A 12456-nucleotide genomic window follows, 5' to 3' on the forward strand; every position below is an offset into this window, starting at 1 on the left:
TAGTTGGCTATTGTGCATCAACCATCTTTTTCCTGTAAGACGTAACAGCTAAAGTTGCCCCCTTGGCAGGAAAGACCCTATGCAGATCGAAAATTTTGTCGCCCACCGTGGCTGGCGACGGCACTTCCCAGAAAACACCTTGCTGGCACTGCGCGAAGCGGCTCGCGTGGGCGCGGTTAAGCTCGAGCTAGATGTGCAGCTCAGTGCTGACGGGACACCGTTTATCTTCCACGACCCAGCGTTAACACGTTTGTGCCAACAACCCGGCATGATCTGGGACTATACGGCGGCCGAACTTGCAACGATGTCAGCCTACGAGCCCGAGCGCTTTGGAGACCAGTTCAGAGGCACGCCGCTCAGCCCCCTACAGGCGGTGACCGATTTACTCGACGACTACCCGTCGGTAGATATTTATGTCGAGCTGAAAGGGGAAAGTCTCGCCCAGTTTGGCGCAAACGCCATGGTCAGCGCGGTCACGCAAGCCCTGCAGGGCTACCAACACCGCTGCGTGCTCATCAGCTTTGAGCTCGACGCCCTGCTGGTTGCCAAGAACAACGGTTGGCAGCGGTGCGGCGCGGTTTTCGACTACTGGCCGGACTGGCAGCTGGCGTCGCTGGCTGAATTGACGCCTGAAATTGTGTTTATGGACCGCAACTGCGTCCCCGTAGAGACCGATCTGCGCACCCTGCCGCTACCGCTGCTGATCTATGAGGTAGGCAGCGCCCTGGAGGCCCGCGACTGGTTCGAACGCGGAGCCGCCGGAATAGAAAGTTTTAATATTGGCGAAGTATTACAGGAGCTCCACCTTGTCTAACGATATCCACACCGAAGTTGCCATCATTGGCGGCGGCGTTCAGGGCGCAGGCATTGCCCAAGCCGCAGCGGCAGCGGGCTACGACAGCTGTATTTTCGAGCGCGCAACCTGGGCGGCAGGCACCTCTCAGCGCTCAAGCAAATTAATTCATGGCGGTCTGCGCTATCTGGAAACAGCGCAATTCTCCCTAGTGTTCCACAGCCTGCGCGAACGCGCCCAGCTGCTGCGCAATGCGCCAGAGCTTGTTCGCCCGGTACCCTTTTATATTCCCATTTATAAAAATACCTCGCGCCGCCCCTGGCAAATTCGCGCCGGCTTAACGCTCTACTACTTGTTGAGTGGCGGCGGCCCACTGGGGCATTTCCGTAAACTGAAGAAAGAAGAGTGGCACAACCTTGATGGTCTGGATACCAATGGCCTGCAGGCGGTATTCCAATACTGGGACGGTCAAACCGACGACCGGCTGCTAACCGAGGCTGTTGTCGACTCCGCCGCGCAACTGGGCGCGCAAACTTTCACGGGCTGGGAGCTGTTAAAAGCCAAAAAGAACGAAGATGGCTATTCGCTGACCTTCAACACGGCTGACGGTGAGCGCCGCTGCCATTGCAAAAGCCTGGTTAATGCCACCGGCCCTTGGGTAAATCAAACGTCGCAGCGCATCGAAAACGCAGCGATGACCGAGGAGATCGAACTTGTGCGCGGCAGCCATATTGTGGTCGATAAACGCCTCGGGCGCGGCGTCTACTACATGGAGGCTCCCAGCGACCGGCGCGCCGTTTTTGCCATGCCCTGGGGCGAGCATACACTGGTTGGCACCACCGAGATCATTCACCGCGATGGCCCAGATAATATCGCGCCAAGCAACGATGAAATCACCTACCTTCAAGATACGCTCAGCCACTTTTTCCCGGGTGAGAAACCCGCGCTTATCGACGCATGGGCAGGGCTGCGCGTTCTACCGCGCTCGGACGACAGTGCCAACAAACGCCTGCGCGACACATTCCTAATGTGTGACGACGAAAATAGCCCGAAAATTCTGTCGGTATACGGCGGCAAGCTCACCGCCTATCGTCACACGGCAGAGCGAGTGCTCGGGCTGCTGAGCAAACGCTTAGGCCCCCGGACACCGCGAGCAGACACCCGGCGCACGCCCCTCGCTCCCCGGCAGTAAATTGCTTACATGGGAAGCGGCGACCCCGCCGTTTCCCATCTATTACAGCAATTTAACCCCCGCGACATGATGGCAGGGGCTTAAACAAATGATGAACTTTTGCTTAGAATTCATTTAACACACTGATTTTATTATAATTATCTAGCATTCATAAGCTTAATTTTCGCCACCTTAGGCCACACACACGACGCCGACTCCCCTCCTCCCTGTAACCCCTGTTAAGCCGCTTTCTCCCTATACTGACCCTGTCATCAAGACATTCACAGGAGAAACAACATGGCTCATACATTGACTATCAACGAGATCAACAAAGCAGAAGTGGTAACGGATATCGCAGCCCGTCTTGCACTGGCCAGCATCATTGCCGCCGGCTTTATTGCCAGCATCGTTGCACTGTAAAAACCACAGCAGCAAAACCGAGAGGATCACACTATGAAAGCGATCACTGCAACTGAAATGAACAATGCAGAAATTTATGCTGACATCACTGCTCGCGTGAGCTTTATCAGCATTGTCGCAGCGGGGCTTATTGCCTGTTTAATCGCGCTGTAAACGCTAGCTACTGCAGGCATACCATCTCCAACGCCGGCAGCTGAGTACAAACCGTCGCCAGTCCATCATCATCGCGACGAAATGCCGCCCGCCACATCGGCGGGCAGTCAATTCCCCGCCACACATTAACGCCCCTACCAGAACGTAGCACCCACGCATTCTCAGGTGCCGCAGTTCGAATTGCCAACTAGACCGCCCCGCTCTTGTGGCGGCACAACAAGTGAACATAACGCCCCAAGGCCCAAAACGGCTCCTGAGCACCGTACTGCCAGTCGATTTCAAGCATGTCGTCAACGCTGCGCTCGCGGCGTAATTGTCTGGACATTAGGTCATGGCTAATGCGAACCCCTCGGCGCGATACCACCTCAAGGCCCACCGCGGAAAGCGCCGCCTCAACATCCTGCGGCCGGCGGGGCGATGGCGGCGTTAAACCTCCGGGGTGTCCGGCAAAATCCTCGTCACGCAGTTTGTATAAATTGCCCTTAATCATATTGCCCAATACCAATGCATTGAGGTTATAGAACATCAGCGACAGGTGGCCGTCCTCTTTTATACCTGCAGCGAGGTGGCGCAGCACTTGCTCCATATCGGCCACCCACTCCAGCACGGCATGACAGATCACCAACTGAAACTGTCCCTGAGCGGCCATACCTTGGATAGGCGCATGGGACAACGACAACTGCCCTGAGCGGCAGTATGAAGATAGACGCTCCCCTGCCAGATCGAGCATCTCCTGTGAAATATCATTGAGCTCAAGCCGGTGCCCCTGCTCGAGAAAGACCTCGGCCATTTGCCCAAATCCACCGCCGGCGTCCCAAATGCTTACCGGCTCACCACCAAAAAGCGCTGGTAGCTTTTCCTCGAGCTCTCGGCGGCAAATTGCCAGGCGAAGTTGGCCTTTCGGATTGCCATAGATATTGCGCTGAAAGCGTTGGGCAATTCCGTCAAAGTTTCGGTCGGACATTGGGCTAGCGTCAATGCAAAAAATGAGGCGGGCAGTGTAGAAGGTGATCGCCGCGACGGCAATTAAGGAGTAAACGCCAGAAACCAAAAAGCCGGCGCAAGCGCCGGCTTTCTGAAAATTCGACTTCCACTGTCGCATCCAATCCGTTGAATGCCTTAGTCTTCCTGACGACTGCTATTAGAGCAGGCTCGACGTTGGGCCAACAGGCGTTATCACCAGCCCGTGTTGTGAGATATATCTCACAAACACTAGGCGTCAATGTCGGGAATCATCTCGCTGTGCAGGCGTTCGATCGTGTCTTTAATGCGTAGTTTTTCTTTTTTTAGGCGCTGCAATAGCAACTGATTTTGCCAGGGGTTCGACGCCAACAACGAAATTTCTTCGTCTAAGGCGCGATGCCGGCGCTTGAGCAGCAATAGACGCGCACCTGCAGAAAGGCAATTATCCATAGTACGGTCATTTTCCAGGGTTGGATCGAAGCCCTTATTGTTACCCCCCCGGCCATGCGAAAACAAGCGTCATCAGGGCAAGCCACTGATCTTTTTCGTCACTGGGCAATGATAACTTACGCCATTGTTGCCCCCCACGGCCTTAGCAATACTGTAGCGCGTATTCATTGAACGGCACGCCAGCGGGTGTTGCCCTGATTCAGAGGCTTAGGTAATGCAAACCGAACTATGTAAAAAACTGGGTATCGAGTACCCAATCTTCGCATTCACTCACTGCCGTGACGTCGTGGTGGCCGTAAGTAAAGCTGGCGGTATCGGCGTACTCGGCGCGGTTGGCTTTTCGCCCGAAGAACTAAAAGAAGAACTTGATTGGATCGACGCCCACATTGGTGACCTGCCCTACGGCGTGGACATCGTTATTCCGCAAAAATATGAAGGCATGGGCGATATGAGCCCCGAAGAGCTGGAAAAGCAGCTCTGGGATATGGTGCCCGAGGAACACGTGGAGTTCGCACAGAAACTGTTGGCCGACCACGGCGTTCCCGAATGGCCAGACGGTAGCAAGGGTATGGGCCTGCTTGGCTGGACAGAAGCCACAGCCACTCCGCTGCTCAAAGAAGCCCTCACACGCCCCAAGTGTAAACTGATCGCGAACGCCCTCGGCACACCACCGGCTGACAAGGTCAAAATGATTCAAGACAGCGGCCGCCTGGTTGGCGCACTGTGCGGCAAAGTTAAGCAGGTAAAAGCTCACCGCGAAGCGGGTCTGGACTTTATCGTTGCCCAGGGCGGCGAAGGTGGCGGCCACACTGGTGATGTTGGCTCTATCGTATTCTGGCCACAGGCCGTAAAAGCGGCGGGCGACATTCCCGTACTGGCTGCTGGCGGCATTGGTAGCGGCGAACAAATGCTGGCGGCGATGGCAATGGGCTGCGCTGGTGCATGGAGCGGCTCACTGTGGCTGACCGTTGAAGAGGCGCATGCCGAACCTGCACAAAAAGAGTCGTTGCTAAAAGCAACCAGTGAAGACACTGTGCGCTCACGCTCCTGGACCGGAAAGCCCTGCCGAATGCTCAAGAATGATTGGACCGATGCGTGGTCGACCCCCGGCAACCCTGAGCCGCTGGGCATGCCGCTGCAAGGCTTGGTTACCGGCGACGGCATTCGTCGCACCGCCAAATATGCCGCAGTCGGCGAATGTCAAAAAGTTGCCTTCAACCCGGTAGGACAGGTCGTCGGACAAATCAACGAGGTCGAGTCCACCCGCAATGTGGTGTTCCGCCTGATCAACGAGTACGTCGACGCGCTGGATCGCATCAATAGCTTGATGCCAGACGCGTAAAAGCCCAGAAAAACGGCGCCTTGAAGGCGCCGTTTTTACTCCCGGTTTACGCCCTGCTCTGCCAACACCCTTTCCACCGTGTCGACAATAACCTGGGTCTGACGGTCCACCTCGATATTCACTTCGCTGCCCACCACCAGTGCACTTAAATTAGTACTGCGAAGCGTTTCCGGAATCAAACAGACGGAAAAAATACCGCGCTCTTTATCCATGCTCGCCACGGTCAGGCTGCAACCGTGCAAGCCAATAAAGCCCTTGTGGAACACATATTTACACAAGGCCTCGGGCAACTGGAAAAACAAACTCACATTGTTTTCAGAACGCTGCACCTCACAGACTTTGGCCCGTCCATCAATATGGCCGGAAATCAGATGACCGCCGATTTCCGCCCCCTGCTTAGCGGAACGCTCAACATTGACGCTGTCACCCATTTTTAGCTGCCCCAGCGTGGTGAGCGACAGCGTTTCCTGCATCGCGTCAAAGTGCACTGTCGGCCCATCGATGCGAGTGACCGTCATACATACGCCATCTAGCGCAACACTGGCACCAATGCTCAGATCATCTTGCAGAGACTCGGGCAGATCCACGGCCAGGCGTCGCAAACCCGGCTCATCGATCAAACCACACAGGGGGAAGGCGCCCTGAACAATGCCTGTATACATCCATCAACTCCTGGCTAGTGATTGCAGCAATACTACGAATATCGCATTATGCGTGGCCAACAATTATCCGCAAAGTAATAACAACAAGAGGTGCCTATGGGACTCCGTATAATGAACATTGCCACACTGGTATTTTGGCTGGCTTTCGTGATCAACTTTTTCCAACCCTTGGCTGGCGACAGCAGCCACTGGATCAATTGGGTCGGCTACGGCCTTTTAGCCGCTCACTTCTGTGAATGCCTCATCTTCCGCAAAGAGTTGCACCGCGATTACGCCAACAACCTGGCGCTGGGTTACATCACCGTGCTGCTACTTGGCCTAGGCCGAACGTCGGCGTGGCTGAATGAGCGTAAATCTACCGCAGTCTAAGTCATCAGCCATAGCCCACAACCCGCGGAACTGCTAGCATTATCCACTTCGAACAATGTGCAATAGGGCGAGTCAATGAAGCGGGTTATCTTTAACCAAAAAGGTGGCGTGGGCAAAACAAGTATCAGCTGCAACCTGGCAGCTATCAGCGCCTGGAAAGGCTTTAAAACCCTGCTGATCGACTTGGACATCCAAGGCAACAGCAGCGAGTACCTCGTCGGTGAACAGTTTCGCGACCTCGACGACAATGCCGCCAGCTTTTTTAAGCAAAAGCTGGCTCTTTTTGGCAAGAGCAAAGACGCGGGTGACTGCGTATACGAAACCGAATTCGACAATCTCTACTTGATGCCGTCAAGCCCCGAGTTAGCAGTGATCGAGCGCGAACTCGAGAGCCGACACAAAATCTACAAACTCCGCGATGCCCTGCGCGAGCTGGAAAAAGAATATGAGCATATCTATATCGATACGCCACCCGCATTGAATTTTTACAGCCGCTCAGCCCTGATTGCCGCCGACAGCCTGGTCATCCCCTTTGACTGCGATAGCTTTTCGCAGGGCGCACTGATGGGCTTACTGGAAACCGTGGAAGAGATTCGCGAAGACCACAACCCCGGGTTGCATTTAGAAGGTATTGTGGTCAATCAGTTTCAGGCCCAGGCGAGCTTGCCCGCTCAGTTGGTAGACAGTCTGCGCGCTAACGAGCTGCCTGTTTTCGAACAATACCTGAGCAGCTCTGTAAAAATGAAGGAATCGCGCAACCGACAATTGCCGCTTGTGCACCTTGCCCCCTCCCACAAACTCACGCAGCAGTTGATTGCACTGCACGACAGCTTGAGCGACAGCGGCAGCAAGGCCGCACGCCGGGCATAGCACTGCAACTAAGGCGTTGCTCGGCCATTGATGCCGACAACGCCCTTCTTGACGACCGTCATATCCCCCAGGCCGAAGTTGCCCACATCTGCACTCAACTTGAGCTCGTAATCCAGGTCGGCACCAACGTTACTCAGCAAATTGCGCAGTAGGCCAATGCCACTGAGCAGGTTTATACCCACTGGCACCTCAATATTGCTCTGGCCATTCGCCGGCACCCGCACTTCTTCATTAAAGCTGCCCGATGCCAGCTTGCTGCCAGCCAGGTGCATTTCATAACGCAGCCGTCCCAAATTCAGCTCAAAGCCATTTGGGTTATCCAGCTGCAAGCCCACCAGCAATTGCTGCTGAAGGCCGTTGGACGCACCAACATTAATGCGGGTTATCGCCACTTCTGGCTTGGTAATAGGGCTAAAACTTGCACAGGCACTCAACAGCAGCGCAATGGCAGCAACAAAGAATTTATTCACGGAATTTGCCTTGAAAAGAGAAGGGACGCCGAGCGGCGCCCCAAGCAGAAGAGTAGTGACTTATTGCTGCATGGGCAGCAGTTCAATCTCTACACGGCGGTTTTGAGCACGCCCGGAGGCTGTGCTGTTGTCCGCAATTGGGTCGCGAGGACCATAACCTGTTGCGCGAATACGGCTCGACGCAACACCTTGGTTCATAAAGTAACGCGCGACGCTGCCTGCACGCTGCTCTGACAGTGTCTGGTTAGTCTGAAAACTACCGGTCGAATCTGTGTAACCGTTCACTTGCATCAGCGTTTTATCAAACTCTTTAGCGACTAGCGCGACGCTGTCCAATACGCTGGTGAAGCCACTCATGATGACGGAACTACCGGTATCAAAGGTGATATTGCCCGGCATAATCAATTTGATGGTATCGCCCACACGCTGCACGCCAACGCCAGTGCCTTCCAGGCGGGCACGAAGTTTGGCTTCCTGGCGGTCCATGTAATAACCGTAGCCACCACCCGCAGCAGCGCCGGCTGCAGCGCCGATCAATGCACCTTTTTTACGGTCTTTCTTACTGGATACTGCCGCCCCCAGTACCGCACCCCCTAGTGCACCCCAGCCGGCACCCTTAGCGGTATTACTGGCCTTTTCTTCCCCTGTGTACGGGTCGATGCTACACGCAGTGACAAATAGCGCGACGGTGATACATGCAACGAGGCGCATGGACTTCTGAATACGGATCATATTTCCCCCTAACACTTTGGTATGTCTGTTTTTGCTACAGACTCTGACTCGATAATGGCACAAGCTTTCCAATAAAAAAGGGCCACTATTCACATCCAGTATTATTACTGTGGCTTATGACAATTAAATAGTAGTCCTAGTTCAGCGGTGCGCGCCACTTTCCATCTCGATTGGCATCAAAGTAAATGGGGTTACTCAGTGCCAGCGGATGCAAACCGGGGTAAAGCTGGCGGTAACGGTCGCCCGCAGGCCCGCTTACCTCAACCACTACCCAGGCATCCTCCTCGACCACCAGCTCGATTACTTTGTGGTCGTTAGCCCGGCATGGCAGCTGACGATATATGCGACCGTTTACCCAGATTGTCATCTGCTCCAGCTCGACCCAGGGCGCCGAGCGCAGCTGCACATGCAGCTCTGCCCTACGCCCCGCGAAGGTATCGCCAATACCCGCTTGTTGGTCACCCTCTCGCAGAGTGAGCGCCATGAACGGGCCGGTCGTCATAAAGCTGCGCCCCTCTGACAGCGCCTCCACCAGCGCTGCCTCGCTGATGGGCAAGCCGCCGGACTCCGGCAGATAAATATAATTTCTTGGGATCGCAGCGTGCTGACGACGACCATGGGAGTCGCTATTTCCCGTCGCACCGCGTCGGGCGCCCTGGTTCAGCAGCGAGAACCAGTCGTCACGCACTGCCTCATACACCGCAAACTCACTGCCGTTGAGCACTTCCAACAAGTCAAAATCAATATCGCGGGCACCGCTGGCCGGGTCCACCTTCAGCAGGCTGTTATTGTTCTCACTATTCAAGGGCAGCGCAGGGTCATACTCTTTCCCGACAGAAAGGTGCTCGAAAAACGCCAAGTCAGTGTCTAGCGGAGCGACAGCCCGTGGATGGTTTAGCTGAAACAACGCGCCCGGATCGCGACGCTTAACATCGGCAATCAATTCGCGCAGCGCCCTACCTTCAATTTTAGGAATACCGCCAGCGTATTGCTCCGGCCGCGCCTGCAGGGGAAATGCATTACTGTGGCCGATTGTGAACGGCGCCTCGGCGGTGTGCGCCATACCCGTGAACTCACTGCCTACTACAAGCTGCAGCACCCCGTTCAAGCCCATCGCCGCCACCGCATTGCGACCATCGACAATGCGATTGTGCTCTGAAGCGACCAGAAGTTCGGCGCCCTGCGCGGCAAAGCTGCGCAGACGCTCTTGCAGGGGCAGTACGGAATCAAAGCTGGCGCCACTGTGAACGTGTAAATCAGCGCTTCGCCAGTCTTCGCTATACCACGCCCGCTGGGGCGGCCGAATAGGCAATTCACTGCGCTGCCCGGCGACAACGGTCAGCAGGTATTCTTCGATGTCATATTCAATTCCGCGCCCCACCAGCACGCGGTAGTGCCCCTCGGGTAGAGAAATACGCTCGGGGTCAGAGGGAACGCCGGCAAGGTCAATGCGATTCCCCTGGTCTTCATTGCGCAGGGCAATCCCCCCTTCAGAAAACGCCAGTAAGTCGTCACCAAACTCGGGATCGGCCGTGCCATCCACACCAAAAAAATACAAACTCATGGCAACATTGCGAGGCAAACTGAGTTCACCATTTTGGGTAAACACCCAACGTCCCGAGTCATTGCGGCTATCCACCACCGAGAGCTCTCTCGCTTTGCGCTGCCCCCAGGGGGTCACTGCGCTAACCCTGACGCGCTGGGCACGATCGGGCAGGCGCACGCGAAAACTACCATCGGCATTTGGGCGCACCTGCGTTACGGCTCTTTCATGCCGGTCCCACACCGAAAAGGACACCGCTTGGTGGCTGCTATAGCCGCGCAGCTCGGGACCCCGATAGATCTGGTCGGTGACCGATGCCACGTCGCTGCGCTTGCCTACCACCACATTAAAATTGGCGAGCAAGCGCTCCTTTTTGTCGATATCCATAAATCGATTCTGCAACATCGACAACCAGTTCAGGCGCTCACTTTGCATCCACAACGGGCGCGTCATCCAGCCGTGCATGCTGTAATCGGGAAACACCGCCAGGAACGTAGGCAGCGAGCGTCGCGTGCCACTGGCAGTAATCAGCTCAGCAGACTCAAGCTGGACGCCATAGCTGACCCCGGCCTCATAGGCGTCACTGCCAACCAGAATATTCCAGTCTGCGGGCATGAGACCATTGATCAACGAAGCGGTGTCGTGGCGATCTATCTGCTTTTGTGCAAAGCCCAGTGTCGCCTCTGGCGCATAGCTCGAATAGCTAAAGGGCGACAGTGCCCGCTGCGAGTAGAGGGTAAACAAACCGCTCAAACGCAGTGCCGGCCCCTCGGCGTAGCGGCTTATCTCTACCTGCACGTTCAGCGTTTGACTGTCTTCCTCAAGACGGTAGCGAACAATCTGACGCAAGCCATCGCGCTGGCCTAGGGTAACGATTTCGGCACCGCCATCACGAATTTCGGCGTGAATGCGCTGCACGGGAATCGCGGTGTCTTTGCTCAAACCCGTCAGGAAATTGGCGTAGCTCCACTGGTCATCGTCCCGGTCACAGTAACCGAGATCGACCAAGCTGCCACCACCGCTGACGATGCCCGCATCGTGTTCTACATCACTTATCGCCGCGCAAAGTACACCGTTACTCAGCCACCAATCACCCACGCCGGCAATCGCATCGGGCCCACCGCGGGGATAGCTATCCATCTTAGCCAGCTGCATTTGCTCGGCCCGCAACAGTGACGATACCGCCTCCGGCTCGGCATCCACATCAGGTAAAAATTCCAGCGGCGGACGAACTAACGATTGCGCCAACACCGCAGAGGTTAGTCCGCAGAAACATACGGCGAGCAAGGCTCGCGCGCGGCAAAAAAAGCGAGGGGGACGAGTCATTAAATATCCTTTTTCATGAAAGGCCCCAATATGAGTTATGGCAGCTGTACGCTGACATCTGTTTGCTCGGCCGGCAGTTGCTCACCAAGAAAACGCTTAGCAGCCACACGCTGCTGCTGGCCTAAAGCGAAATGTGATTCTAAGAATGCATAAATCGCCAGGGTATTTAGCCAGTGCTGACGAATCGGGTTCATCGCCGTCGGCAGCGGCATCTGCGTACACAGCTTGGGCTGCTCAGCAAAAATTAAGCCCTCTTCCAGGCTGCCTAATTCGTGACTCCAATCATCGTCTTCGGTTTTTTCTAAGCCTTGATTGACTTGTCGGCAGCCCAAGCTGTCCGGGTTGTCCATCCATCGCAGGGCACGAGCCAAACTGGCAAAGCCAGTGTGCGAAGCGCCATCAATGGTAACCAGTGTCGCACCGGGCACCCTCTGGGGAATATCGGCGGCATTATCCTGATAGCTGATCATCGGGTCTATGGGCGAGGCTACCATCATAAAAGGCAGTGGTCGGCTCTGGAAAAAAGCAGGGCCAAACATGTAGCTGGGGCCGGCAATCGATACCGCCGCACTGACACGGGGGTCGTGCAAACGCGGATGAAAGGCGACCATTGTCGATGTCATGCCGCCCAGCGACAATCCAATAGCGGCAATACGCGAGTCATCAATATGCTGGTAGAACTGGTTGCCCTGCTCGGCATTCCAGCTTAGGAATTGGTCAATCAGGAAGCTGATATCTCCGGGCTGATTCACCACGTCTTTTACCAATGGGCCGCCAGGGGCATTAAAATTGGTAAGCGGGTAGTCCATTGCCGCTACAATATAACCGTGGCTGGCCAAATGCTCGGCCAAATAACGGCCGCCGGTTCGGTCCGACATAAAGCCGTGGCTATATATCACCAGCGGTGCGCGACCATGCAGCACCTCGGGCAGCCATATACGCGTTTTCAGCTCGCGCTCATCGCTACCGGAAAAATCGCCGTTCGCCTGCATAGGCCGCGTGTCGTCTACAAGCGTGACATCAAAAAATGTCACTTCTTGGGGGCCGGCTTGCAACCACTGCGCCGACGCCGAATCAGCCGCCAGAGGTTCAGGCTTTTTAGTAAAGACAAATACGGCGGCAGCCGCCCCGACGAGCACCAAGAGTGCCAAAAGAATTTTCTTTAACATATGCGGCTATCTTACGAGAAACA

The 12456-nt window shown here is 55.4% G+C and carries 13 protein-coding genes; 6 read left to right on the forward strand and 7 right to left on the reverse strand.

Annotated elements, in window-relative coordinates; all coding sequences use genetic code 11:
- Positions 1-79: 79 nt before the first annotated feature.
- The 3 genes from ABNS66_RS00420 to ABNS66_RS00430 all read left to right on the forward strand — a co-directional run bounded on the left by ABNS66_RS00420 (position 80) and on the right by ABNS66_RS00430 (position 2384).
- Positions 80-814 (forward strand): glycerophosphodiester phosphodiesterase family protein, encoded by a 735-nt coding sequence (locus ABNS66_RS00420; RefSeq protein WP_286839772.1) that lies wholly within the window; start codon positions 80-82, stop codon positions 812-814.
- The gene (locus ABNS66_RS00425) at positions 807-1985 is read left to right on the forward strand and encodes an FAD-dependent oxidoreductase (RefSeq protein ID WP_286839771.1); all 1179 of its coding nucleotides are present in this window, start codon (positions 807-809) and stop codon (positions 1983-1985) included. The genes ABNS66_RS00420 and ABNS66_RS00425 overlap by 8 nt, the downstream gene beginning before the upstream one ends.
- A gap of 276 nt (positions 1986-2261) precedes the next feature.
- A complete protein-coding gene (locus ABNS66_RS00430) occupies positions 2262-2384 on the forward strand; it encodes a hypothetical protein (RefSeq protein ID WP_267878898.1) in 123 nt (40 codons plus the stop codon).
- 340 nt (positions 2385-2724) lie between these two features.
- Here ABNS66_RS00430 and ABNS66_RS00435 read toward each other — a convergent pair whose 3' ends face one another.
- Both ABNS66_RS00435 and ABNS66_RS00440 read right to left on the reverse strand, forming a co-directional pair.
- Positions 2725-3501, reverse strand: coding sequence for a methyltransferase domain-containing protein (locus ABNS66_RS00435; protein WP_286839769.1), 777 nt, complete (start codon positions 3499-3501; stop codon positions 2725-2727).
- Positions 3502-3749: 248 nt separating this feature from the next.
- Positions 3750-3950 carry a YdcH family protein gene (locus ABNS66_RS00440; protein ID WP_027873205.1) on the reverse strand — a complete coding sequence of 67 codons (201 nt, stop codon included), beginning with the start codon at positions 3948-3950 and terminating at the stop codon, positions 3750-3752.
- Between the two features lie 214 nt (positions 3951-4164).
- On the opposite strand from ABNS66_RS00440, the gene ABNS66_RS00445 reads away from it, so the two are divergent.
- Entirely contained in the window at positions 4165-5292 is a 1128-nt protein-coding gene (locus tag ABNS66_RS00445; RefSeq protein ID WP_204994735.1) for a nitronate monooxygenase family protein, read from the forward strand.
- Between the two features lie 35 nt (positions 5293-5327).
- On the opposite strand, the gene ABNS66_RS00450 is transcribed toward ABNS66_RS00445, so the two are convergent.
- Positions 5328-5954: a riboflavin synthase subunit alpha gene (locus ABNS66_RS00450; RefSeq protein WP_286839767.1), complete on the reverse strand. Its 627-nt coding sequence runs from the start codon at positions 5952-5954 to the stop codon at positions 5328-5330.
- Between the two features lie 96 nt (positions 5955-6050).
- On the opposite strand from ABNS66_RS00450, the gene ABNS66_RS00455 reads away from it, so the two are divergent.
- Both ABNS66_RS00455 and ABNS66_RS00460 read left to right on the forward strand, forming a co-directional pair.
- A complete protein-coding gene (locus ABNS66_RS00455) occupies positions 6051-6323 on the forward strand; it encodes a DUF1145 domain-containing protein (RefSeq protein ID WP_286839765.1) in 273 nt (90 codons plus the stop codon).
- 75 nt (positions 6324-6398) lie between these two features.
- A complete protein-coding gene (locus tag ABNS66_RS00460; protein ID WP_027873209.1) occupies positions 6399-7193 on the forward strand; it encodes a ParA family protein in 795 nt (264 codons plus the stop codon).
- An 8-nt stretch (positions 7194-7201) separates the two neighbouring features.
- On the opposite strand, the gene ABNS66_RS00465 is transcribed toward ABNS66_RS00460, so the two are convergent.
- From ABNS66_RS00465 to ABNS66_RS00480, 4 genes are all read right to left on the reverse strand, one after another.
- Positions 7202-7663, reverse strand: coding sequence for an LEA type 2 family protein (locus ABNS66_RS00465; protein ID WP_027873210.1), 462 nt, complete (start codon positions 7661-7663; stop codon positions 7202-7204).
- A 60-nt stretch (positions 7664-7723) separates the two neighbouring features.
- The gene (locus ABNS66_RS00470) at positions 7724-8395 is read right to left on the reverse strand and encodes an OmpA family protein (RefSeq protein WP_239547411.1); all 672 of its coding nucleotides are present in this window, start codon (positions 8393-8395) and stop codon (positions 7724-7726) included.
- 136 nt (positions 8396-8531) lie between these two features.
- A complete protein-coding gene (locus ABNS66_RS00475; RefSeq protein ID WP_286839762.1) occupies positions 8532-11264 on the reverse strand; it encodes a CehA/McbA family metallohydrolase in 2733 nt (910 codons plus the stop codon).
- A 35-nt stretch (positions 11265-11299) separates the two neighbouring features.
- A complete protein-coding gene (locus ABNS66_RS00480; protein ID WP_204994739.1) occupies positions 11300-12433 on the reverse strand; it encodes an alpha/beta fold hydrolase in 1134 nt (377 codons plus the stop codon).
- Positions 12434-12456: the final 23 nt, after the last annotated feature.

This window comes from uncultured Spongiibacter sp., from assembly GCF_964011655.1.
Lineage (GTDB): Bacteria > Pseudomonadota > Gammaproteobacteria > Pseudomonadales > Spongiibacteraceae > Spongiibacter > Spongiibacter marinus.

Bases quoted from the DNA above. Each gene is read 5' to 3' on its own strand.
- ABNS66_RS00445 (WP_204994735.1), top strand. From the start codon at position 4,165: ATGCAAACCGAACTATGTAAAAAACTGGGTATCGAGTACCCAATCTTC.
- ABNS66_RS00480 (WP_204994739.1), bottom strand. From the start codon at position 12,433: ATGTTAAAGAAAATTCTTTTGGCACTCTTGGTGCTCGTCGGGGCGGCT.
- ABNS66_RS00455 (WP_286839765.1), top strand. From the start codon at position 6,051: ATGGGACTCCGTATAATGAACATTGCCACACTGGTATTTTGGCTGGCT.
- ABNS66_RS00475 (WP_286839762.1), bottom strand. From the start codon at position 11,264: ATGACTCGTCCCCCTCGCTTTTTTTGCCGCGCGCGAGCCTTGCTCGCC.
- ABNS66_RS00435 (WP_286839769.1), bottom strand. From the start codon at position 3,501: ATGTCCGACCGAAACTTTGACGGAATTGCCCAACGCTTTCAGCGCAAT.
- ABNS66_RS00430 (WP_267878898.1), top strand. From the start codon at position 2,262: ATGGCTCATACATTGACTATCAACGAGATCAACAAAGCAGAAGTGGTA.
- ABNS66_RS00470 (WP_239547411.1), bottom strand. From the start codon at position 8,395: ATGATCCGTATTCAGAAGTCCATGCGCCTCGTTGCATGTATCACCGTC.
- ABNS66_RS00450 (WP_286839767.1), bottom strand. From the start codon at position 5,954: ATGTATACAGGCATTGTTCAGGGCGCCTTCCCCCTGTGTGGTTTGATC.
- ABNS66_RS00460 (WP_027873209.1), top strand. From the start codon at position 6,399: ATGAAGCGGGTTATCTTTAACCAAAAAGGTGGCGTGGGCAAAACAAGT.
- ABNS66_RS00420 (WP_286839772.1), top strand. From the start codon at position 80: ATGCAGATCGAAAATTTTGTCGCCCACCGTGGCTGGCGACGGCACTTC.
- ABNS66_RS00440 (WP_027873205.1), bottom strand. From the start codon at position 3,950: ATGGATAATTGCCTTTCTGCAGGTGCGCGTCTATTGCTGCTCAAGCGC.